Genomic DNA, 22,713 nt, shown 5'->3' on the forward strand with positions numbered 1-22,713 from the left:
CGCTGCGCGCCGGGCTTCCGGCGCGCAGCGTGTGTGTCCCCGCCTAGCCTTTCTCTCTCTCTTCATCCCTCCGACTCAGCACAAACCTTGGCCGCCGGCGGCGCCGGTGCGAAGATCGCACTGCATGCTCCCCTCGGGCGTCCAGATTGCACGCTTCGCTGCGCTCCTCTCCGGAGTCTTCCTCCTCGCCGCCTGCGGCGGCAACCAGCACGCGGGCGCCGCGGCGTTCTGGGAGGGCAACGCCGTCGATCCCGCCGCGCCGGAGGATCAGGCGGGCGCGAAGAAGAAGGCGCCGCGCAGGGCTTTCGGCGAGCCCGACGATTTCGGCGGCGCCCCGTCCACGCCCGAGGAGCGGGCGCCCTCGTCGTGGGTGGGCGTGCGGCACGATCTCTCGCTCGCGCGCGCCGAGTCGCGCAAGGAGCGCTGCAGCTGCCTGGCCGTGGAGGTGGGGGAGGCGCGCGACCCCAGGTTCCAGTGGGCGGCCGGCGCGCCGGAGACCTCGGCAAATACGCTGGCCATCGCCCTGAGCGCGCGCGGGGTGCCCTGCCCGGGCGGCGCTGCCGACGAGGAGAGCCGGCGGCCCTCGATCTCGGCGGTCGATCAGGAAGGGAACGATATCGTCATCGAGGTCGAGGAGCTGCCCACCGGGCGGCCGCTCGCGACAGGCGCCGTGATCCCGAGGCCCGCTCCGGGCGGGGCGATCTACGTGAAGGGGAGAAGCGCGAAGATCCCGTATGCGCGCGCCGCGGGCGGCGCGCGCTGCAAGGTCTACTGAGAGCCTGCGCCGTCGGGACAGGCGCTGAGCTGGGCAGAGGGGCTCACTCGGGAGCGCCGGCGCAGATCCAGTCGTTGATCTTCTTGATATTGGCCGCGGACAGGGCCTGGTTCGGGGGCGGGGGCATGCGCTTGCCTTCGGCGCAGAGGTTCTGGCCGTGCAGCAGGTTGATGATGTAGCTCTCGCTCGGCTTGCCCGGCACGACGAGCACCCTGCCGTCGCAGGTCGCGCTGTCGTGCTCGACGAGCCCGTCGTGGGCCGCGTTCGCGCGGAGATCGAGGCCGCCGGACGCCGGGCCGTTATTGCCGTGGCACCCCGCGCAGTTCGTCTGCAGGATCGGCCGCACGTCAGCGAAGGTCGCGGTGTCCGCGCCGCACGCGGGATCGCCTGGGGTGGCGGAGCCGCCTTCGCCGGCGCCAGCGCCGCCGGTGCCGCCGCCCTGGCCGCCCGTGCCGACATCCGCGCCGCCGGTGCCGCCGCCCTGGCCGCCCGTGCCGACATCCGCGCCGCCGGCGCCGCCCTGGCCGTCGGTCCCGCCGGTGCCGCCGCCCTGGCCCGAGCTGCTGCTGGTGCTGCTGCTGCCGGTCGAGGTGCTGGTCGAGGTGCTTGTGCTGTTGCCCGTCTCGCCACCGTCGTCAGAGCAGGCAGCCGCCGAGAAGCCGATGGTCAGACAGAGGACCAGTTGAAGTGCAGTTTTCTGGGAAAGCATGTGAGGACCTCTTTGACGCTGTGTTCGCGCGGCGAGCGCCGCGCCGTCAACTCGCGGAGGACCCTAGATGGCATCGTTACCATCCACAACGCATTTCAGAAAATGAAAATGCTTATCGTTATCGCGAGCTCGCGACACTGCAATGCAATGATAGAGCTGTACGGGGCTTGGTTCGTCGCGTCTACGCGGAGAGCGCCTTCGAGGAGAGCAGCTCTCCCGGGTCGCGCTCGGCCATGTCCTCGAAGCGCGGGAGGTCGGCGAGGCGGCGCGTCGTCGTGGCGGAGGTCTCGGGGTCGCGCTGGAACGCGATCGCGCGGCTGAGGCCCTGCTTCGACACCCCCCGGAGCAGCGCGGGCGAGTGCGTCGTCGCCACGATCTGGCAGACGGAGGGCCGCGCCGCCCCCTCGAAGAGCTGCGCGAGCAGGCCGGCGCGCTCGGGGTGCATGCCGGCGTCCGGGTCCTCCACGAGGAGGAGCGAGCCCTCCGGCGCGGTGAGCACGCCGGCGATCTTGCCGAGCGCGCGCAGCGCGCCGTCCGGGAGGCTCGGCGCCGGGACGCGGGCGCCGCCCTTCTCGACGAGCACCATCATGACGTCGCCGAGGCCCGTCTCCGCGAACTCGATATCTTCGATCTCGGGCGCGAAGATCGAGCGCACCCAGCCGAGCACATCGGCCTTGTGCTCGGCCTCCTGGCAGAGCCAGCGGAGCACGGCGGAGAGGTTCTGCCCGCCGGCGCCGAGGTTCTCTATCTCGTGCGGCACGTAACCCCTCATCCGCGAAGGATCGATGTCGAGCGACAGCGTGCTCCGCATCGCGACCTGGAGCGCGTTGCAGAGCGCGATGACGTCCGCGAGGCTCACGTCGTCGCCGCGCCCGCGGTGGTGCTCTATCTGGCCGAGCAGGCTGCGCCGCGCGGGGTTGCGATCCATCGACGCGATCCGCATCGAGCGGCCCTTCTTCGACGCCGCCTTCATCGCTCCGCCCGAGGCGAACCCCTCCAGCCCCTTCAGCGCCGACGCCGGCGTGTCGAAGAGCGTGCCCCCGGCCGACCTCGCCTCGAGCGACTCGTGCTCCACGATCACGTCAGGCTCGACCTGACACGTGATCTTGTGTGTGAGCTCCTCCTTCCCGATCGCCCATCGGCTCTCGATGGTGAACGATTTGGCGCCCCTGTGCGTGGCCCCGTGCGTGCCGCCGCGCAGGCCCGGCCACACCTCGCGCTTGCCGTCGACGCGGCCGCGGAAGATGTCGCACAGGGGTAGATCCAGCCCGACGCCCTGCAGGAAACGCAGGGCGTCGAGGAAGTTGCTCTTCCCGGAGCCGTTGGCCCCGAGCAGCAGCGTGAAGGGGGCCAGCTCCACCGTTTGATCGGCGAAGCTCTTGAAGTTCCTGAGTCGGATGGATGTCAGCATGCCTGGCCGCTCGCAGCGATCATGTGACCAGGCAGTCGGCCGGTTGTAAAGCGCCGGCCGACGGCTCAGCGAAAGTCGATCAGCTCGACGTCGAATACCAGCATGCCGGCGGGCGCGCCGGGGCGTGTGGGCTTGTCGCCGTAAGCGAGGTCGGCCGGTATCCAGAATCGCGCCTTCTCGCCTTTCACCATCAGCTGTAAGCCCTCGGTCCACCCCTTGATCACGCCACCCACCGGGAAGGTGGCCGGTTCGTCGCGGACGATCGAGCTGTCGAACATCTTCCCGTCGGTCGTCCAGCCCGTGTAGTGGACGGTGGCGCGGCTCGTCGGCTTCGGGTGCTCGGTGCCCGTGCCCTTCTGCAGGACCTGGTAGGCGAGCCCGGAGGCGGTCTTGGTCGCGGTCTTCGGCGCCGCCTTCACGTCCTTCGGCGCGGGCGGCGGCTTCGGCGCGGGGGCGAAGTCGAGCAGCTCGACGTCGAACACGAGCATTCCGGCCGGGGCGCCCGGGCGGGTCGGCTTGTCGCCATAGGCGAGGTCCCCAGGGATCCAGAGGCGGCGCTTCTCGCCCTTGCTCATGAGCTGGAGCGCTTCCGTCCACCCCTTGATCACGCCGCCCACCGGGAAGGTGGCCGGCTCGTTGCGGACGATGGAGCTGTCGAACATCTTCCCGTCCGTGGTCCACCCCGTGTAGTGGACCGTCACCTTGTCGTCCGGGCCGGGATGCGCCTTCTCCTTGCTCGGCGCCAGCACCTTGAACGCCAGGCCCGATGCGGTCTTCTGCGCGTCGGCGGGCGGCGCCGCGACGTCCGGCGGCGCGGGCAGGCCGGCGGGCTCTTCGGGCTGCTGCGGCGCGGCGGGGGGCTCCGGGGTGGGCGGCGGCGGGGCCTGGTTGACCGAGACGCTCACCGGCGCGTCGGCGGTCGCCTGTGAGGCGGGCTTCTGGTCGCACGCGGTGAGGGGGACGGCGAGCATCGCAACGAGGACGAGGGAAAAGCGCTTCATGCGCGGCTTCATAGCTCGTCTGCCGTCGAGGGCCGGTATTTTTGTGAGGTGCACGCCGCGGTTCCGACGGCTCTGGATCCGACAGGGGACGTCGGCGGCCGGCCGTCCGTCGGGCCTCCATTCCGCGGTTCGAGGGCTCTCGACCTGACTGCGAGGACGGTCTAGCGTGCGCCCGCCATGGGGAGATCGATATACTTCTTCGGCGCAGGGCAGGCGGACGGGGACGCTCAGCAGAAGGATCTGCTCGGCGGAAAGGGCGCGGGGCTCGCGGAAATGACCCGCCTCGGCATCCCCGTGCCGCCGGGCTTCACGGTCACCACCGAGGTCTGCAACGCCTACTACGCTTCAGGGAAGGCGCTCCCCGCCGGCGTCGAGGACGAGATCAAGGCGGCGATCGGCCGGCTGGAGTCGCTGCGCGGCGCGGGGTTCGGCAGCCCCGAGGCGCCGCTGCTCGTGTCGGTCCGCTCGGGCGCGCGCGCGTCCATGCCGGGAATGATGGATACCATCCTGAACCTCGGCCTGAACGACGAGATCGCGCGGGGGCTCGCGCGGCGAACGGGCAGCGAGCGATTCGCGCTCGACGCCTATCGGCGGTTCATCCTGGCGTATGCCGATATCGTGCTCGGCGTGCCCCGCGACCGCTTCGAGGAGGCGCTCGGCCGCGCGCGCAGGCAGGCCGCCGCGAAGCTCGGCGTCGACGCGACGCGCCTGAACTCGGCCGAGCTCGAGCGCAAGGTGCCCGACTCCCAGCTCGATCCGGAGTCGCTCGCGGCCTTGATCCAGCGGCAGAAGGATATCGTCCTCGGGGCGACGGGCCGCCCGTTCCCCGACGAGCCCTACGCGCAGCTCTGGGGGGCGATCGGCGCCGTATTCGATAGCTGGAAGAACCACCGGGCCCAGGTATACCGGAAGATGCACGATATCCCAGAGGCCTGGGGGACGGCTTGCACCGTCCAGGTGATGGTGTTCGGCAACCTGGGTGACGACTCCGGCACGGGGGTCGCGTTCACGCGCGATCCGTCGACCGGAGAGCGGCGCTTCTATGGCGAGTGGCTCCCCAACGCGCAGGGCGAGGACGTCGTCGCGGGGGTGCGCACGCCGCACCCGCTGTCGATGTCCGGCGCGGGCGAGGGCGGCCGCGGTGTAGACGACGAGAGCTCGCTCGAGGCGCGGATGCCCGCGGCGTACGCGGCGCTCGTCGAGGTGCAGGGCAAGCTCGAGCAGCACTTCCGCGACGTGCAGGACCTGGAGTTCACGATCCAGCAGGGCGAGCTCTTCCTGCTCCAGTGCCGCACCGCCAAGCGCACGGGCCGCGCGGCCGTGCGCATCGCGGTCGAGATGGCCAAGGAGGGCCTGATCAGCCAGCGGGAGGCGATCCTGCGGGTGGATCCGGGCTCGATCGATCAGCTGCTGCACCCGAGCATCGACCCGAGCGCGCCGAAGCAGCTGCTCGCGCGCGGCCTGCCGGCGAGCCCCGGGGCGGCGACGGGGCAGGTGGTGTTCAGCGCGGACGAGGCGGAGCGGCGCGCCGGCCAGGGCAGGGCGGTGATCCTCGTGCGCTCCGAGACGTCGCCGGAGGACATCCACGGCATGAAGGCGGCGCGCGGCATCCTGACGGCCCGCGGCGGCATGACGAGCCACGCGGCCGTGGTGGCGCGGGGGATGGGCAAGAGCTGCGTCGCCGGCTGCTCGGCCATCAGCGTGAGCCAGGGCCGGATGGCGGTGACGATCTACGACGATCACGGGCGCGCGACCGGCACGATCACGGTGAAGGACGGCGACCTGATCACGCTCGACGGCGGCACCGGCACCGTTTACCTCGGGGCGGTGCCGACCATCCCGGCGGCGCTGAGCGGCGAGTTCGAGGAGCTCATGGCCTGGGCCGACGCGGTCCGGCGCCTCAGGGTGCGGTCGAACGCCGACACGCCGCACGACGCGAGGACGGCGCGCAACTTCGGCGCGGAGGGCATCGGGCTCTGCCGCACCGAGCACATGTTCTTCGACGAGGAGCGCATCCAGGCGGTGCGGGAGATGATCCTCGCGGACGGCGAGGTCGGGCGGCGGCGCGCGCTCGCGAAGCTGCTCCCGTTCCAGCGCAGCGATTTCGTGGGCGTCTTCCGGGAGATGGCCGGGCTGCCGGTGACGATCCGGCTGCTCGATCCGCCGCTGCACGAGTTCTTGCCGCAGGACGAGGCGCAGCTCCAGCAGCTCTCGAGGGCGACGGGCGTCTCCGCGGAGGATCTCCAGCGCAAGAGCGCGGAGCTCGCCGAGTACAACCCCATGCTCGGCCACCGCGGCTGCCGGCTGGCGATCACGTCGCCCGAGATCTACGAGATGCAGGCGCGCGCCATCCTCGAGGCGGCGTGCGAGGTCGCGGCGGCGGGCATCGAGGTGGAGCCGGAGATCATGATCCCGCTCAGCATGACCCGGCGCGAGCTCGCCCTCACGCGCGCGCTCGTCGAGGGGGTCGCGGAGAAGGTCTTCGCCGAGAAGGGGCGGCGGGTCGACGTCCGGTTCGGGACGATGATCGAGCTCCCGCGCGCCGCGCTCAGGGCCGGCGAGCTGGCCGAGGAGGCCGAGTTCTTCAGCTTCGGCACGAACGACCTCACGCAGACGACCCTGGGCATCTCGCGCGACGACGCGGGCCGGTTCCTCGGCGCGTACGTCGAGGCCGGCATCTTCGCGAAGGATCCGTTCCAGTCGCTGGACGTGCCCGGCGTCGGAGAGCTCGTCGAGATCGGGCGGGATCGAGGGCGCGCGGCGCGGCCCGGGCTGAAGCTCGGTATCTGCGGCGAGCACGGCGGCGATCCGAGCTCGATTGCGTTCTTCGAGAGGGCAGGGCTCGACTACGTGTCTTGCTCCCCGTTCCGCGTCCCCATCGCCCGCCTCGCCGCGGCGCAGGCGGCGCTCGCCGCCGAGGCCGCGAGGGGTCCGCGCGCGACGGACTGACACCCACCGTCCGGCGACATATGCCCGGAGAGGGCGTCGGGACATCCGTTCTCACGAGCGTGCTTTGATTACGCTCGTGCGAGCTTTGGTATCTCGCCAAGTCTGCTAAACCAGGAACCTCGCTGTTCATCGCCGGTGTCTCGCCGGGCGCGCCTGCCTGCCCGAGCCGCACCACCGCGCGCTGGCGAGACATGGAGGTTTCATGCGTCATCTCGGCGTCTCCTCTGCGCTCCTCGCATTTCTCGGGGCCGCGACATCGGGTGTGTTCGTCGCGGTCGGCTGCCACGCCTCGGGCCCGCGCGCCGAGATCGGCGCGAGCGGCGGCGCGCCCGGGGACGGCGGCGGCGGCGCGGGCGGCGGCGGCGCGCCCGAGGGCGGCAGCGGCAGCGGCGATTTCGTTCCGGATGACGGCCTTGGCGGGGCTGCCCCTGGCGGAGACGACGGCGGCGGCGGCGATGCTGCCGTGAACCCGTGCGGGACCCAGTGCGGTCCCGAGGAGCTCTGCGATCTCAACCACCTCGGCCTCGACGACGACTGCGACGGTCAGGTCGACGAGACGTGCTCCTGCGTCGCGGGGCAGGCGCACGCGTGCTTCATGGGCGATCCTTCGTACCGCGCGGCGGAGGGGTGTTTTCCTGGCACCGAGCTTTGCAACGAGGTGGGGGTCTGGGGGCCGTGCGTCGGCGGCAGCCACGCGACCGAGGCCTGCTTCAGCGAGAACCCCGCGGGGTGCCACGCGCTGAGGGTGCCTCCGTTCGCGAACGTGGATCTGAAGGAGGGGACAGGCACGTTCAGCGTGGACGCCGAGCCTGGCTCGGAGACCTGGAGCGTCGTTTGCCCCGCGGGCATCGATCCCTGTCCGGCGGTGTCCGGAGCGAGCCCGGCGGATGATTACAAGCCGCTCCAGTCGGGGGAGTACAAGGTCATCTACACGAAGCGCCTCGCGGACGGCGCGACCGACTCCTGCGAGTATGCCCTTTACGTCGGCGCGCCCGGCCTGCGGGTCGAGCTCGAGTGGGAGCACGACCTCGGCGGCCAAGGGGTGGATCTCGATCTGCACCTGCACAAGCCGGGCGACACGCAGCCGTGGGCGGTCTCCGGCTCGCCGAACGACTGCGGCTACAACAACTGCACCGTGGACACGCTGGGGTCGGATCCGGAGCTCCGGTGGTTCAGCGACGGCGCGTCTCCGCCGGAGCCGGTGAGCTGGTATGCGGACCCGGAGGAGGCCAAGAACACGTGTTATTACGCCCCTCGCGGCGCCGGGCAGGCGTGGCGCGATCTCGATCAGGGTTGCTATAACCCGCGGCTCGACATCGACAACATCACGTGCGACCCCGACGTCACGAACCCGGACAGCGATGATTTTTGCGCGCCCGAGAACATCAACGTGGATTTTCCGCCGTTCGGCCAGTGGACGCGGATCGGCGTCCATTACTACTCGGCTCATGGCCGGAATTACGCGGTCCATCCGCGGATCAAGATCTTCTGCAATGGCTCCCTCGGGGCGGATCTCGGCCCGACCGGGTTCTACGACCCGGAGGCGCCCGTCACGTTCGCGCCGGCCGACGGGAGCACCCGGTACTGGCTGGTCGCCGACGTCGCGTTCGTCGATGGGGGGGAGTGCGGGGAGGACACCTGCGTGGTGAGGCCGCTGTACGAGGACGAGACGCTGAAGACGCCGCTGCTGACGACGCGGTCGTCCGTGGAGTCGAGCTTCGGTCCGGCGTACCCGCCGCCGCCCTGATCGCCGGTCTCCCCGGGGCCGCGGGGGCGCCTGCGGCCCCGCGCGCGGGCGCTTTACAGGCGCGGCGGGGCGGTGCACGCTAGCGGCATGGGCATCTTCGACCGGATGGGAAAGGTCATCTCGAGCAACGTCAACGCGCTCCTCGACAAGGCGGAAGATCCGAAAAAGTCGCTGGATCTCATCGTCGAGGAGATGAAGGACCAGGTCCGCGCGGCGCGGAAGGAGCTGGTCGACGCGGTGGCGGCCGAGAAGGTGCTGCGCAAGAAGGTCGACGAGCTCGACGCCGAGGCGGAGAAGTGGGAGAAGCGCGCCGAGCTCGCGCTGAAGGCGAACGACGAGAAGCTCGCCCGCGAGGCGCTCGTGCAGAAGAAGCGCGTGGTGGGCGAGCGCGACCGCGCCGAGGCGATGCGCGCGGAGCAGCGCTCGGCGGTGCTCTCGATGAAGACCGAGCTCGAGCGCATGGAGGCCAAGCAGGAGGAGTTCCAGGCGCGGAAGGGCACGCTGGCGGCGCAGATCCAGCAGCAGCGCGCCGGCGGCGGCGCCGAGGGGCTCGGGGCGCGGGGCGGCCAGAGCGCCTTCTCCGAGTTCCGGCGGATGGAGGAGCAGGTCGAGGGGCAGGTGGCGCAGGTCGCGGCGTCGCGCGAGATCGAGGAGGCGATCTCCGGCGGCGGGCTGTCGGCGGCCGAGCTGGAGGCGAAGTTCGCCCAGCTGGAGCACGGCCGCGGGGGCGCCGGCGGCGGCAGCGCGGACAAGCCGGGCGGGGCGGCGGTCGACGACGAGCTCGCCGCGCTGAAGAAGCGGATCCGGATCGGGTCCTGAGGGGCTGAGAGCCGAGAGGAAGCGCGGCACGAGGGCGGGGGAGCGGCGGCCGTCCTCGCCGGACGCGCTCCGCGGCGCTGGCGATGCATCGAGCGTCATTCCGCGTCGCGAGCACCCTTCCTTCGACAGGTGACGAAGGCTCCATCACGGAGCGGTGCGGGCGACATCCCGCACATCGGCGCGGCCACCGGGCGCGCGTCGCGAGATTGCGGGCTCAGCCGTCCGGCCCGAGATTTTTGGCGTCTTTGTAGCTCATGTTACGCTGCCGCGCGTCACAGAGAGCCGAGGTGCGAATGAAGTGGATATCGATCGTCTTTCTTGGGTGCTTGCTGGTTGCCTGCGGGGATGACGAGGTCAGCTTTGGTAGCGGCGGCGCGGGCGCGGGCGGTCATGCCGAAGGTGGCGGCGGCGCGGGCGCGGGCGGCAGTGCGGAAGGCGGCGGCGGCGCGGGCGTGGGCGGCAATGCGGAAGGCGGCGGCGGCGCAGGCACGGGCGGCAGTGCCGAAGGTGGCGGCGGCGCGGGCACGGGCGGCAGTGCGGATGGCGGTGGCGGCGCAGGCACGGGCGGCAATACGGAAGGCGGCGGCGGCGCGGGCGGCAATGCGGAAGGCGGCGGCGCAGGTGCGGGTGGCAATGCGGAAGGCGGCGGCGGCGCGGGCGGCAGCAGCCTCGATACGACGGAGCTCGCGATCGCTTCCGATGAAGCCGCCACGGCGGGCTGCGCGACGTTCGTGGACGGGGCCTGGGGCGTCGGGGAGACCGACTTCATCGACGGCGAGCCCACCAACGACGCGTGCGCCCTAGTGCCCGTGCTGGTCGAGGGAGATCCCTATTGGATCGCGTCGCGCGAGTTCGAGGGGGACATCCATATCGACATCCTGGAGCACTCCTTCTCGGACGCGGCGGCGGCGATCGGCGAGGGGCGCCATTCGTTCGTCCTCCGCAACTTCACGTTCGATGCGATCTTCACCGGAACCCTCGATGTGGCGGACGTGACGGATGACGCCGTCACTCTCTCCATCGAATAGAGCACGTCGCAGATCAAGCGGCACGCCTCCGCCCGACGGAGGCCGCACCTGACGGAGAGGAAGAACGTAAAGGGCGCGACCAGGTAAGGCTGCTCGCGTGCGCGCGGTGCGGTTGCGCTGGTCGGCCTCGCTCGTCTCGACTCCTCATAAGCCGCTCGTGGCCGCGTGAGGAGCTCCGCGCGCGGGCCGCCGTGGGCGAGGTCGCACGGCGCGGCGGCCGCGCGACCTCGCCGGACGCCGTGAGCTCGGGCCAGCCTGCGATGAAGCTGCGCCTCGAAGGCGCGCCAAGCTGGGCAACCGGGCGCATCGGGGCGCCGCTCGGGCGCAGGTGGACGGCGATACGACCCTCTCCTCTGGGCTGTTGCGACAACCTGGCGGCTGCGGCAAAGCTGCGCCGTGCGCCCTGCCTCGATCGAGCCCACCCGCTGGGGTTCCCCGCGATGCGATGACTACGAGGATACCGACGCTGTCCGCCGGTACGAGCGCGAGGTGCGTGTCTATCGAGCGCACAGCGAGCCTTTCTCCGTCACGCCGCTCAGCGGTCGAGTCGACGGCGACTACGCTGTGGTGAGCGGGAGCGGGGGGCGGTACGTCGTCGATCTCGTCGACGCCGGCGCGCGCCACGACACCTGCTCTTGCCCTGATTTCCTGGGCAATGAGCTCGGCACGTGCAAGCATCTCGAGGCCGTGCGCCGCGCGGTCGCGGAGCGTCCGGCGTGGCGAAGACCCGCCAGGCGATAGCGGCATGCGAGCTCTTGCGGCGACGCGGGGAGGCGCGGCGGGTCCTCATCGTCACGGCGGCGTCGCTCAAGCACCAGTGGGCGCAGGAGATCGCGCGGTGGACGGGCGAGCGCGACCGGCTGCGCGTCGGCCACGCCATGCTCCACGGCGACGTTCCGACGGACCGACGCCCGGCCCTGCTCGACCGGTTCCGGGACGACCCGGCGGTGCGGGTGCTCCTGAGCACGGACGCCGGCGGGATGGGGCTCAACCTGCAGGCTGCGAGCTACGTCGTGCACCTGGATCTGCCGTGGAACCCGGCGCGCCTCGACCAGCGCACGGCCCGCGCGCACCGCATGGTGCCGACGTAGAGCTTCCCGTACGGGACTCGCCGGAGGAGCTCTCGCGGTGGGCGGAGGAGGCGCGCGCGGCTGCAGCGGCAGGGAAGAAGAAGCCGCGACGAGGAGGCGCCGGCCAGGAAGAGAGCGGCGAAGACGACGTTGGAAAACCTGGCGTCGCGTGATCGCCTGAGCGTTGCAGCGCGCCCTCCGCCTTGACTCGGAATTGCGATGCCGCGTGAAACAGGGTGAAGTGGCGTCATGAGCGACGGGAGCGGGAGCGCCTTCACGGATCTGTTCGAGCGCCTGCCGACGGCGGTTCATGTCTACAGCTGCGACGGGGCCGAGGTCACCCCGGAGCCGCGCTTCGTCGCGGCGAACCCGGCGGCCGTGCGCGCCCTCGGCCGCGGCGCAGCGGGCGCGCGCGTCGAGGAGGTGTTCCCGGCCCTGCGAGGCGCGGGCGTCCCCGAGCTCTGCGCCCGCGTGGCAAGATCGGGCTCGCCCGCCTGCCTAGGAGGCGTCCGCCTGGGCGGGGGCGACGACGGCGCGCCCGTCCTGCTGGTCAAGGCGTTCCCACTCGGAGAAGGGCGTGTGGGCGTCGTGTTCGAGGACATCAGCGGGGTCAAGAAGGCGCACGCCGAGGAGCTGCGCCTACTCCGGATCGCTTGCCAGGCCGCCATCGACGTGGTGCCCGATATCCTGTTCGTGAAGAGCGCCGACGGGCAACGCTATGTCTTCAGCAACAAGGCCGGCGCGGAGGGCGTCGGTCTGACGACCGAGACCATCGTCGGGAAACGCAACGACGAACTCTTCCCGCCGGAGGTCGCCGGGCACCTCAACGCGATGGACGAGCGCATCGCCGCCGGTCACGAGCGAGCCTTCTTCGAGGAGGAGCTTCTGTTCGAGGACAAGCGGACGCGGAGCTTTCAGACGACGAAGGTGCCTGTCCGCGACAGGGACGACAAGCCCCTTTACCTCGTGGGCCTCGTGCGGGACGTGACCCGTCAAAAAGAGGTCGAGCTGGACCTGGCGAAGGCGCGCGAGAGCCTCCTCGACACGATCCGGCAGCTGTCCACGCCCGTGCTGCCGATCCACGAGAGCGTGCTCGTCGTGCCCTTGATCGGGCAGATGGACAGCGAGCGGGGGGAGCGGCTCACGGAGACCTTGCTCGACGGCATCCAGCGACACCAGGCGGAGATCGTCATCATCGACATCACGGGCGTGACGACGGTCGATACGGCCGTGGCGAGCCACGTGATCCAGGCGACGCGGGCCGCGGCGCTGCTCGGCGCCGAGTGTGTGCTGGTCGGGATCGCGCCGTCGATCGCCCAGGCGCTGGTGCAGCTAGGCGTCGATTTCGGAGCGCTGATCACGCGCGGCGATCTCCGGGCCGGCGTGGCCTATGCGCTCGATCGAAAGGGCGCGCTGGCGCAGAGGATCGGACCGCATCGGCGTTAAACGAGAACTTGCCCCAGTGTTCCCGCATGAGCGATCGCGCTCGCCATGAGCGCGGACCTGAACGTCTGTAACGACTGGAACCTCAGCGCGCAGGAGCTACCCACGCGATTCCTGGGGGATTGGCGTATGCACGGTCTGCAATCCAAAGCTCGCCGGGAGGCGAGCGCAGCAGGCGAAAGACGTGCTCATCGAGGCCGGTTACGAGCAGGTGACGAGCCTCGGCGGTATCGATGACTGGGGTCGGGAGTAGCCCCGAAGCCGGTATGCTGGGGGTGACCGGCTCCAGCTATGCATAGTGGCTCGCTGCGCTCTCGGTCGAGAGCGGCAGCTCGACGTAGAAGGTCGAGCCCAGGCCGACCTCGCTCGACACGCTAATTCGTCCGCCGTGCGCCTCGACGATGGTGCGCGTGATATAGAGGCCGAGCCCGAGCCCCCCATAATGCCGCGACGAGACGCCGCGGCGAAATCGCTCGAACAGCTGCGTCCGCACCTCGGCCGGGATCCCGATCCCGTGGTCCGTCACCGAGAGCCGTGCGACCCCACCTTCCGCGGTGATGGTGATCTCGATCGGCGCGCGTTCCCCGAACTTGATGGCGTTGGTCAGGAGGTTGGTCACGACCTGTTCCAGCAGGTACCGGTCCCACCAGCCGGTGACCGGCTGCTCCGCGCGCACAGCGAGCGTGCTGCCCGACTGCGCGAGCTGGTCGCCGAGGTGGGTGACGATCTCGGCGACCAACGCGCGTAGATCGACGGGCGCCCGGTTCAGCTCGATCCTCCCCGCCTGGATCCGGGAGACGTCGAGGAGCATGTCGATGAGGTGGGCGAGGCGTTTGACCTGGCGGCCGGAGAGGGCGACCGCCGATCGCACGCGCTCGCCGTCCATGCCCCGCGAGAGCCTTTGCTCCAGCGATTGAATAGAGAGCTGCAGGGTGGTGACCGGCGTGCGGAGCTCGTGCGAGGCGATCAGGAGGAACTCGTCCCGCAGGCGGATGGCCTCCTCCGCCGCCGCGCGCGCGCGCCGCTCGTCCAGGAGGAGCCGATCGCGTTGCTGTTCGGCTTGCACGCGCGCGGTGATGTCGCGGAAGCTCCAGACCCGCCCGGCCACGCGCCCTTCGAGGCGCTGGGGCTGCGTATAACACTCGAAGACCCACCCGTTCCGAAGCGGGAACGTATCGAAGACGCTCGCCTCGGGATCGGCATCGAGGTCACGGACGCTTTGCAGGAATAGCTCGGGCTCGCGGAGCTGGCCGCCGGCGAACGCGAGGAACACATCGGCCGATCCGCTGGCGAGGACATCGGTGGGAACGCGCCACATCTGCGCGAGCCTGTGGTTATGGCGCACGATGCGCCTCGCGCCGTCGACGACCAGGATGCCGTCCTCCGTCGATTCGAGCGTAGCCTCGAGGAGCGAGTAGGAATGGCGCTGCACGTCCTCGGCGCGCTTGCGGGAGGTGATGTCGGTCGCGATCCCGCAAATGCCCTCAGGTTTTCCGTTGGGGCCGCGCAGCGGGAACCTGAGGGAAATGTACGTGCGTACGCCGTCGCTCTGGGGGGCCAGCTCGTCGAGCTCGATGGCCCGATTCTGCTGCAGGACGAGCGAATCGTTGGCGCGATACTCCTCGGCCTGCTCGCGTGGGAAGACGTCACGGTCGGTCTTGCCGATGACCTGCTCGCGGCGCATCTGGAAGAGCTCTTCGAACCCGCGGTTGACGAGCATGTAGCGACCCTCGATGTCCTTGGCGAAGATGACGGCGGCCGTATTGTCGACGATGGCCTGAAGCAGATGCTGGCTCTCGCGGAGAGCGGCGTTCGAGCTGGCCAGCTCGGCCGTGCGATCTCGCACCCGTTGTTCCAGCTCTTCATGGGCACGCTGCAACTCCGCGTTCTTTTCTTCGAGCTCCTTTTGCGCATCGCGCAGGCTCAGATGCGTCGTGACCCGCGCTATCACCTCTCCAATCTCGAATGGCTTGGCGATGTAATCGACGCCCCCCCGCCTTGAACCCCTCGAGCTTGTCAGCCGCATCGGTAAGACAGGTCATGAAGAGCACCGAGATGTCTCGGGTGTTTTCATCCGCTTTCAGGCGCCGGCACGTCTCGAAACCGTCGATGCCAGGCATCAACACGTCCAGCAGGATCAGGTCGGGTTGCATGAGGCGGGCCCGCTCCAAAGCCTCTTCACCGTCCTCAGCGATGAGCACCTCATGACCCACCGATTCCAGATTATCCACCAGCACGTTGAGATTGGCTGGCATGTCATCCACGATCAGGATAATGCGGGTGCGAGCACCGGACGCTGTGGCGCTGCTCATGGTCGCCGGTCGCCCCCGATGCGCCGCGGCTCCAGCCCCAGCCTCGCCCTCGGCTCCATCCCCTGCAGGTGCTCCTCGACCAGGCTGCGGATCGCCTTGGACTGGCAGCCCTGCGCCAGGCGATGCAGGCGGTCGGCGAAGGGGCGGTAGCGTTCGTCGAGGGTGGTCAGGTAGGCCGCCCGCTTTCGGATGTCGCGCATGTTGCCCTTCAGGGCCAGGGTATGCAGGACTTCCATCTCCTCTCGGGGCGGCGCCAGGAGCTCCGCGCCCTCCCCGTCCCCGGCTCGCTCCTCGGCCGGTCTGCCATAGACCCAGGTCAACCCGAGCTGGGCGCCGATGATCCGCAGCAGGCTCTCCCGGTCGATCGGCTTGGCGAGGAAGGCGTCGGCACCGGCGGCAATGCTCTCAGCCTGGTCTTCCTCGTTGGCGCTCGCGGAGACGACGATGAACGGCAGCCGCGCGAGCCCCCGAGCCTGGCGATTGCGACGAATGCACTGCATGGCTTCCAGCCCGTCGATCACCGGCATGATCAGATCCATCACCGCCAGATCCAGCGACGCCGCCATCCCCTGCTCGACGGCCTCCTGGCCATTGGCCGCCTCGCAGACCTCGAAGCCCAGGCCGCTCAGCAGGTCCAGAAGCACCGCCCGATTGCTCACCACGTCGTCAGCAACCAGCACCTTCCGGCGCGGCCCCTCGTAGCCGATGGCGTCCCACTCGGAGGGCCGGAGGGGTGCTGCGATCTCGGCCACTGGCAGGGTCACGTCGAACCAGAAGCGGCTGCCTTCGCCGGGCCGGCTTTGCACGTGGATCTCGCTGCCCATGAGGTGCACCAGCTGGCGGCTTATCATCAGCCCAAGGCCGGTCCCGGCGCGGCGCCGCGCATCCCCCACCCGTTCGAAGGGCTGGAAGAGCTTGGCCAGCTGCTCCGGCGTCAGTCCGACGCCTGTATCCTCCACCTCGAAGCGCAGCCGCGCCGTGGCCCCGTCCTGGGCCAGCCCCTGCACCCCGAAGCGCACCCGCCCCCGGTCGGTGAATTTCACCGCATTGCCCAGCAGGTTGAGCAGCACCTGGCGCAAGCGCTTCTCGTCGGCCAGCACCGCCTGGGGCAGGTGGGGCGTGACCTCGAAGACGAAGTAAAGGCTCTTCTGCTCCGCCCTGACGCGGATGATGTCGGCGACGACCGTCAGGAAGGTCGAGAGATGGATCGGTTCGGGGTAGAGATCGAGCTTGCCCGCCTCGATCTTGGCCAGGTCCAGAAGGTCGTTGATGAGGGTCAAGAGGTGCTGACCGCTCTGCTGAATGGTATTCAGTCCCACCGCCTCGCGGCCTTCGAGCCCCCGGGAGCGCTTGAGGATCTGGGCGTAGCCGAGGATGGCGTTGAGCGGCGTGCGCAGCTCGTGGCTCATGTTCCTCAGGAACTCGGTCTTCGCTCGGCTCTCGGCTTCGGCCGTCTTGCGGGCTTGGCGCTCCGCTTCAGCCTGCTTGCGCTCGGTGATGTCGGTGGAAATGCCGCAGACGGCATAAGGCTGCCCCGCCGCGTTGCACAGGGGGTACTTGAGAGAGATGTAGGTGTGCAGCGCATCGCTCTGGGGAACCTCTTCCTCGGCTTGCAGCGCCGCTCCGGTGGCCAGCACCTCGTGGTCGACGGCGCGGAAGGCATCGGCCCGCTCCTTGGGGAAGACATCGTAGTCGGTCCGGCCGACGATCGCTTGCTCACCGACGTGGAACAGCTCGGCGTAGCGCCGGTTGATCATCAGGTAACGACCCTCGAGATCCTTGAGGTAGATGACCGCTGTCGAGTTGTCGACGATCGACTGCAGCAGCTCTTTGCTGTCCCGCACGGCCTGCTCCGCTCGCCGGCGTTCGCTGTTCTCCTGGAGCAGGTCGGCGTAGAGCGTGGCATTGGCGATCGAGATGGCGGCCTGGGCCGCGAGCAGCTCCAGCACTGAAAGCCGGTCCGGGGTGAACGCGCCGGCGACGAGGTCGTTTTCCAGGTAGAGCAACCCCACGAGCTCTGCCTGCCGCAGGATGGGCAGGCAGAGGGCGGATTTGGGGTACCGATAGAGGTCGTCGCTGGCGATGATGGGATTCCGTGCCGTCCCGTCGTCCAGGATCACCTTCTCTCGGCTGCGCCGGACGTAGTTGAGCAGGGACGCCGGCAGGTCCGAAGGGGAGGCGTCGGGCTCGTGGGGAATACGCACCTCGATCTGGGACCCCTCCGCCCTTGCCTCGGCAGCCAAGAACAGGGTCTCGGCGCGGGCGAGGAGCAAGCAGCCCCGCCTCGCCCCGGCGTTCTTGACCAGGATGCGCATGAGCGCGTCGAGCAGGCGGTCGAGGACGATCTCGCCCGAGATGGCCTGGGAGGCATTGAGCACCGAGCCTAGGTCGAGCGCGGTGGTGGCGGGCGCGTCGGCCTCCGGGCACGTCGCGCCGCGGAGGATCTCGCACGGGACGAGGTCGGGGTACGAGCGCTCGAGGCGCCGCATCGCCTCGGTCGCGCCCCATCGGCCGTAGGCCCTGTGCGCCTCGGTGAGGTAGGCGCGGGCGATGGTGGTCTTGCCGAGCGCGCGGAAGGAAACGCCCGCGAGCTCATTGGCGAGCGCCTCGTCGTGGAGGTAGCCGCCGCGCTGCGCGAGGGCGATCGCCTCGTCGTAGCGCTCCCACGCAGCGCGCGCGTCGCCGCGGATGCGCTCGAGCTCGGCGCCGAGCAGGGCGCTGCGGTGCGCCATGTTCTCCGGGCAGAGGTCCGCCCAGCGCGAGAGTTTTTCGGCAAAGAGCTCCGCTCGGGCGAGGAAGAGCGCGCGCTCGTCCGGAGAGACCACGTCCGCCGCCCGCGTGAGCGCGACGCCGGCGTAGAAATGGCACGCGGGGATGCCGAGCCAGCCCGCCACGCTCTGGATCTCGAAGTCCATCGAGAGCGCGATGCGCGCCGCTTCCTCGAACGCGCCCTGGAAGACGCCGAGGATCACGATGTACATCTGGGCGGAGGGAGGCGAGACCACGTTGCCCATCCGGCGGGCCTTCTCGATCACCTCGTCGATGTCGATCCACGCGCCCTTGAGCTTGGCCGGGTGCGCGGTCTCGACCGAGAGCTGGTGCGCGATCTGTACGACCGCATCGACCATCCAGGAGATGGCGTTGCCCCTGTCGAGGTTGCATATCGGCTTGTAGCTCTGCGCCTCGGCGAGGAGGTCGGAGAGCGGGAGGCCGCGCAGGAGGCTGTTCAGCACGGCGTTGACCGCGGTGTAGAACGCCCAGATGTACTGGCCCGTCTCGAGCCCGGTGTGCATCCCCGCGAGCAGCGACTTCTGGCAGGCGGGGTAACCCTCCCTCCAGTGCTGCACGTAGGAGCCCCACATGTTGCGGAGTATCGCTTCGGACTTCTTGTCCGGGTAGCGCTCCGAAAGGTCGATGGCGGCGCGGCCGAAGCGGTAGCCGAGCTCGATGTCGCCGCGGCCGCAGAGGAACGTTGCGAAGTTGATGCAGCCGAAGATCGCGTGCTTCGATAGCCCGTGGCGGAGCGTGTTCTCGACGAGCTTCGCGACCGTGATGCCGCGGTTGTTGGGGCTCAAGAACCCGCAGGGGAGGAAGAGCGCCTCGAGCACATCCTGCATGGCGCGGATCTCCGGGTCCGCGAGCGGCGGCATGTCTGGCAGCGCCTCGAGCGTCTTTTCCCGGACGAGATCCACCGTCGCCCGGATCTGGGCGTCGACCATAGCTTCGTCGGGGAACAGGGGCAGGTCGAGCCCGAACGGGCGCAGGGCCGCGAGTCCCTCCGCGAGCGCAGCGGGCAGATCATTCTTGAGCACCTGCACGTTCATCTTGAGCCGCAGCACCTCGGTGCGATCGAGCCGGCTCGTGGCGCGCTCCAGGCAGTCGGAGAGGACCGCGAGGGCATCGTCGTGCTGGCCCGAGAGCGAGAGCATGAGGCCCGTCTTCATCCCGTACTCGAGGCGAAGCGGGTACTGCGACGTCCAGGCGTCCTCCGGAAGGCGCAGGAGGCCGAGCTTCAGGTAGCGCAGGGCCGCGCCGAAGGCGGACGCGTCCTCGGCGCGGCAGGCGGCCTCGAGGCTCATGCGGGCGAGGGAAAGCCGCTCCGCGGGGTCCGACACGAGGTCGCCGGCGCTGTTCAGGTGGCTGACGACGTCGAAGAGGCTCTGGCTCTCGGAGAGGTCCAGCTTGCCCGCGAGCAGCCGGCCGATCCGGAGGTGGAAGGCCGGCCGGTCCGCCTCCGGGATCATGGCGTAGGCGCCCTCCTGGACCTTGTCATGAGCGAAGCGGTAGCCCTCGCGCCCGGCGAGCACGAGCCCCTCGCCGACGGCGGGATCGAGGCGGCCGTACACCTCTTCCGGCGAGCACTCGCTCACCGTGGCGAGCACGTCGAGCTCGAACCGGCTGCCGATCGCCGCGGCGAGCTTGAGCGCCTCCACCGCCTCCGACGGCAGGCGCGCGATGGTGCGCACCATGAGGTCGACGACGTTGTCCGTGTACGCGAGCGCCTCGATCCGGGCGAGGTCCCAGCGCCAGCCTGACCCCGCAGCGAACGTGAGCACGTCGTGAACGTGCAGCGACCGGACGAACTCCTTGACGAAGAACGGGTTGCCGCCCGTCTTCTTCTGCACCGCATCGACGAGCGGCCCGCAGTCGTCGCGCTTGAGGCTGTCCGAGAGCATCTCCAGCAGGTGCGGGCGCGCGAGCGGGGCGAGCACGATGTCGCGCACGACGATCCCTGTGTGCTTGAGCTCGTCGATGGCCCGGACGAACGGGTGCCCGGGCGACACCTCGTTGTCGCGGTAGGCGCCGCAAAAGAAGAGCGCCTCGAGCGAGTCGTCGGCGAGGAGCGTGCGGAGCAGTCCCAGGCTCGCGGGGTCGATCCACTGCAGGTCGTCGAGGAACAGGACGAGCGGGTGCGCACCGCGCGCAAACACCGAGACGAATAGCAAGAAGCACCGGTTCAGGCGGTTCTGCGCCTCGAGCGGGTCGAGCGCTGGCACGGGCGGCTGCGCGCCGACCACATACGAGAGCGAGGGGATGACGTCGCAGACGACCTGCGCGTTCGGCCCGAGCGCCTCGAGGATCGCGCTGCGCCAGCGCTCGATGCGCGCCTCGCTCTCGGTGAGGATCTGCCGCACCAGGCCGTCGAACGCCTGGATCACCGCGCTGTAGGGCGCGTCGCGGTTGTACTGGTCATACTTGCCGCTCGTGAAATAGCCTTTCTGCCGCGCGAGCGGCCGCAGGATCTCCTGCACGAGCGAGGACTTGCCGATGCCCGAGTAGCCGGAGACGAGGACGCTCTCGCGGCTGCCCTCGAGCGCACGCTCGAACGCGGCGGTCAGCGCCTCGATGTCCTGCTCGCGGCCGTAGAGCTTCTGGTGGATCCGGAACAGGTCCTGGCGATCGTGCTGGCCCGCGACGAAGGGCTCGATCGTCCCCGTGCCGCGCAGGGCCTCGCGGCAGCGCTCGAGGTCGGCGAGCAGGCCCTCGGCGCTCTGGTAGCGGTCCTCGGCGTTCTTCGCGAGCAGCTTGAGTACGACGCCGCAGATGGCCTCGGGGATCGTCGGGTCGACGCGGGACGGCGGCGCGGGGGCGAGGGCGAGGTGCGCGTGGATGAGCTCCATCGGGTCCAGGGACTCGAAGGGGCGCTGACCCGTGAGCATCTGGTAAAGGATGACGCCGAGCGCGTAGAGGTCCGTCCGGTAGTCGACGCCGCGGTTCATGCGGCCTGTCTGCTCGGGGGAGATATAGGGCAGCACGTCGGCGATCACCGCCGGCGCGTAGAGCCGTTCGTGCGCGCGGGTGATCTCGGCGTCGACGCCGAAGCTTGTGATCTTGACCGCGCCGCACGCGTCGACGAGCACGTTGTGCGGGCGCAGATCGCGGTGGATGAGCCCCGCCGCGTGCACCGCGGCGAGGCCTTCGGCGAGCGCGGCCGCGAGATCGAGCGCCTCGCTGACCGGCATTGTGCGCGACGGGCGCGCGGCGAGGATCCGCGCGAGATCGCGGCCCGGGAAATCCTCGAGAACGACAATCAGTACGCCGGAGAGCTCCTCGATGCCGCGCAGCGCGACGAGGTGAGGCGAGGCGAGCTGCGCGATGCGCTCGTACTGGTGCTTGAAGCGCGCGACCTCGGCGCGAGTCGCTCTTTCCGCGCGCAGGACTTTCAGCAAGATCGGGACACCGTCGTCTTCACGGCATGCGCGGATCAAGCTGAAATCGACGTTCTCCTCGATCTTCTCGACGAGCGCATAACCTCTTTCGACGATCATCGATAACCTAACCTTGCTCGCCTGCTCGTGAAATGTTGTCCACGCAACCAATTATATCTCCGAGGGGGAGATCTGGCACCGAGCTGTGCCGCCAGGGGTTGGTACTGCCCACGCCCCCCGGCCCGCTAACATCATGGCGAACCAGGTTCAGGTGCAGTCGCCGAACGGGGTGACCAACTGGGAGTCCCCGCGGGGGACGCGGCACCCGGCCAACCGCTCCGAGCCCGACGTGCTGAGCCAGCACCTATTCGATGACGAGTACGAGCGGCGGAACGAGCTCCCCAGAGCTAGGTGCGGGTCGGCGGACGACACCAACAACAACCACCTGCGCGCCGCCCTGCGGGAGATCGCGTCCGTCGAATCGACTCAGGACGAAGGCGGGTAAGGCAAGGCATGTCCGAACTGCGGTGGACTGCGGTGTTGTACTGATGTGCAATTTGCAGAACCAGGCCAACCAGGGGCGTCCAGAGGGCGAGCCGCCGGTCGACCTCGCCAACCGCGACGTCGGTGAGGAACGCCTCGAGCACCTGCCTGAGCTCGCCGCGGTGCCCGAGGGCGTGCGTTGCGCCGCGGATGGGCTCGAGCACGGCCCGGCCCGTCGCGCGGGCGGCGCTCGCTGCTCACGCGGGAGCAGCGCGAGCTCGAGGCGGACTACCGGGCCCGGCCGAGCGCGATCGCAGAGCGCCGGGCGCTGCGCAAGGAGGAGCTGGAGCGGCTCATGAGGATGCTCGTGAAGGCGCGGCAGGCGTGCAACGGTGCCCGGCTGACCCCCGGAGTGCTGCCGCGGGGCGGGGTTCGCGTCGCGCTGACCTCCGCGCTCCGAGCCGCGGTCCGACGGTTACGGAAGGGGTCGATCACCTGATCCGGGAAGCCCCTCGGCCTGCGAAGCGGGTCGCCGACCTGCTCCGGGATACCTCCGGAGATCGCCGCACGGTGCGCGACCCGTCCGGCAAGCCCGGAGGGCTCCCCTGGCAGGTATCGCCCGCCGTCCTCTGGCCTTGTGTTCCATGGATCGCGTTCGCTCCCGGACGCCGAGGAGCTCCGGGCGTGATGCGGCGCTCCATGTCTCGGCATCCTCGCGTCTCGCGCGCAGAGCAGAGAGCGCGTGTGCAGGGAGCGGCCCACGGCCCCGCGTCGGCCGCTGCCGCGCGGGCGCTCCTCCTCCTCTGGAGGGCGCGTC

The 22,713-nt window shown here is 69.8% G+C and carries 13 protein-coding genes and 1 pseudogene; 8 read left to right on the top strand and 6 right to left on the bottom strand.

What is annotated here, in order from left to right:
* Positions 1–124 precede the first annotated feature (124 nt).
* A complete protein-coding gene (locus WMF19_RS37435) occupies positions 125–775 on the top strand; it encodes a hypothetical protein (RefSeq protein ID WP_272102496.1) in 651 nt (216 codons plus the stop codon).
* A gap of 43 nt (positions 776–818) precedes the next feature.
* Here the strand turns inward: WMF19_RS37435 and WMF19_RS37440 are convergent, their stop codons facing one another.
* The 3 genes from WMF19_RS37440 to WMF19_RS37450 all read right to left on the bottom strand — a co-directional run bounded on the left by WMF19_RS37440 (position 819) and on the right by WMF19_RS37450 (position 3,896).
* A complete protein-coding gene (locus WMF19_RS37440; RefSeq protein ID WP_437894735.1) occupies positions 819–1,484 on the bottom strand; it encodes a PE-PGRS family protein in 666 nt (221 codons plus the stop codon).
* A gap of 181 nt (positions 1,485–1,665) precedes the next feature.
* Positions 1,666–2,895, bottom strand: coding sequence for an AAA family ATPase (locus WMF19_RS37445; protein ID WP_437894736.1), 1,230 nt, complete (start codon positions 2,893–2,895; stop codon positions 1,666–1,668).
* Between the two features lie 65 nt (positions 2,896–2,960).
* Complete coding sequence (locus tag WMF19_RS37450; RefSeq protein ID WP_437894737.1) at positions 2,961–3,896, bottom strand: FKBP-type peptidyl-prolyl cis-trans isomerase; 936 nt, start codon at positions 3,894–3,896, stop codon at positions 2,961–2,963.
* A gap of 177 nt (positions 3,897–4,073) precedes the next feature.
* Here WMF19_RS37450 and ppdK point away from each other — a divergent pair, with 177 nt between their 5' ends.
* The 6 genes and pseudogenes from ppdK to WMF19_RS37480 all read left to right on the top strand — a co-directional run bounded on the left by ppdK (position 4,074) and on the right by WMF19_RS37480 (position 12,955).
* The gene (ppdK, locus tag WMF19_RS37455) at positions 4,074–6,845 is read left to right on the top strand and encodes a pyruvate, phosphate dikinase (protein ID WP_437894738.1); all 2,772 of its coding nucleotides are present in this window, start codon (positions 4,074–4,076) and stop codon (positions 6,843–6,845) included.
* A gap of 202 nt (positions 6,846–7,047) precedes the next feature.
* A complete protein-coding gene (locus WMF19_RS37460) occupies positions 7,048–8,592 on the top strand; it encodes a hypothetical protein (protein WP_437894740.1) in 1,545 nt (514 codons plus the stop codon).
* A gap of 87 nt (positions 8,593–8,679) precedes the next feature.
* Entirely contained in the window at positions 8,680–9,411 is a 732-nt protein-coding gene (locus tag WMF19_RS37465; RefSeq protein WP_272102502.1) for a PspA/IM30 family protein, read from the top strand.
* A 293-nt stretch (positions 9,412–9,704) separates the two neighbouring features.
* Positions 9,705–10,439, top strand: a complete 735-nt coding sequence (locus WMF19_RS37470) for a hypothetical protein (RefSeq protein ID WP_437894741.1) — start codon at positions 9,705–9,707, stop codon at positions 10,437–10,439.
* A gap of 396 nt (positions 10,440–10,835) precedes the next feature.
* A pseudogene (locus WMF19_RS37475) lies at positions 10,836–11,518 on the top strand (helicase-related protein); the annotation flags it as partial.
* A gap of 240 nt (positions 11,519–11,758) precedes the next feature.
* A complete protein-coding gene (locus WMF19_RS37480) occupies positions 11,759–12,955 on the top strand; it encodes a PAS domain-containing protein (RefSeq protein ID WP_437894742.1) in 1,197 nt (398 codons plus the stop codon).
* 286 nt (positions 12,956–13,241) lie between these two features.
* Here WMF19_RS37480 and WMF19_RS37485 read toward each other — a convergent pair whose 3' ends face one another.
* From WMF19_RS37485 to WMF19_RS37495, 3 genes are read right to left on the bottom strand one after another with little or no spacing between them, the layout of a single operon-like run.
* Positions 13,242–14,903 carry a PAS domain-containing sensor histidine kinase gene (locus tag WMF19_RS37485; RefSeq protein ID WP_437894743.1) on the bottom strand — a complete coding sequence of 554 codons (1,662 nt, stop codon included), beginning with the start codon at positions 14,901–14,903 and terminating at the stop codon, positions 13,242–13,244.
* On the bottom strand, positions 14,815–15,264 hold the full coding sequence (locus WMF19_RS37490; protein WP_437894745.1) for a response regulator: 450 nt from the start codon (positions 15,262–15,264) through the stop codon (positions 14,815–14,817). Before WMF19_RS37490 ends, WMF19_RS37485 begins: the two co-directional genes overlap by 89 nt.
* Complete coding sequence (locus WMF19_RS37495; RefSeq protein ID WP_437894746.1) at positions 15,261–21,584, bottom strand: AAA family ATPase; 6,324 nt, start codon at positions 21,582–21,584, stop codon at positions 15,261–15,263. Before WMF19_RS37495 ends, WMF19_RS37490 begins: the two co-directional genes overlap by 4 nt.
* An 82-nt stretch (positions 21,585–21,666) precedes the next feature.
* On the opposite strand from WMF19_RS37495, the gene WMF19_RS37500 reads away from it, so the two are divergent.
* Positions 21,667–21,918 (top strand): hypothetical protein, encoded by a 252-nt coding sequence (locus WMF19_RS37500; protein WP_437894747.1) that lies wholly within the window; start codon positions 21,667–21,669, stop codon positions 21,916–21,918.
* The last annotated feature ends 795 nt before the right edge of the window (positions 21,919–22,713 follow it).

It is taken from the genome of Sorangium sp. So ce124 (assembly GCF_051525235.1).
In the GTDB taxonomy this organism is placed as follows: domain Bacteria; phylum Myxococcota_A; class Polyangia; order Polyangiales; family Polyangiaceae; genus Sorangium; species Sorangium atrum.

Bases quoted from the DNA above. Each gene is read 5' to 3' on its own strand.
- WMF19_RS37435 (WP_272102496.1), top strand. From the start codon at position 125: ATGCTCCCCTCGGGCGTCCAGATTGCACGCTTCGCTGCGCTCCTCTCC.
- WMF19_RS37440 (WP_437894735.1), bottom strand. From the start codon at position 1,484: ATGCTTTCCCAGAAAACTGCACTTCAACTGGTCCTCTGTCTGACCATC.
- WMF19_RS37445 (WP_437894736.1), bottom strand. From the start codon at position 2,895: ATGCTGACATCCATCCGACTCAGGAACTTCAAGAGCTTCGCCGATCAA.
- WMF19_RS37450 (WP_437894737.1), bottom strand. From the start codon at position 3,896: ATGAAGCGCTTTTCCCTCGTCCTCGTTGCGATGCTCGCCGTCCCCCTC.
- ppdK (WP_437894738.1), top strand. From the start codon at position 4,074: ATGGGGAGATCGATATACTTCTTCGGCGCAGGGCAGGCGGACGGGGAC.
- WMF19_RS37460 (WP_437894740.1), top strand. From the start codon at position 7,048: ATGCGTCATCTCGGCGTCTCCTCTGCGCTCCTCGCATTTCTCGGGGCC.
- WMF19_RS37465 (WP_272102502.1), top strand. From the start codon at position 8,680: ATGGGCATCTTCGACCGGATGGGAAAGGTCATCTCGAGCAACGTCAAC.
- WMF19_RS37470 (WP_437894741.1), top strand. From the start codon at position 9,705: ATGAAGTGGATATCGATCGTCTTTCTTGGGTGCTTGCTGGTTGCCTGC.
- WMF19_RS37480 (WP_437894742.1), top strand. From the start codon at position 11,759: ATGAGCGACGGGAGCGGGAGCGCCTTCACGGATCTGTTCGAGCGCCTG.
- WMF19_RS37490 (WP_437894745.1), bottom strand. From the start codon at position 15,264: ATGAGCAGCGCCACAGCGTCCGGTGCTCGCACCCGCATTATCCTGATC.
- WMF19_RS37500 (WP_437894747.1), top strand. From the start codon at position 21,667: ATGGCGAACCAGGTTCAGGTGCAGTCGCCGAACGGGGTGACCAACTGG.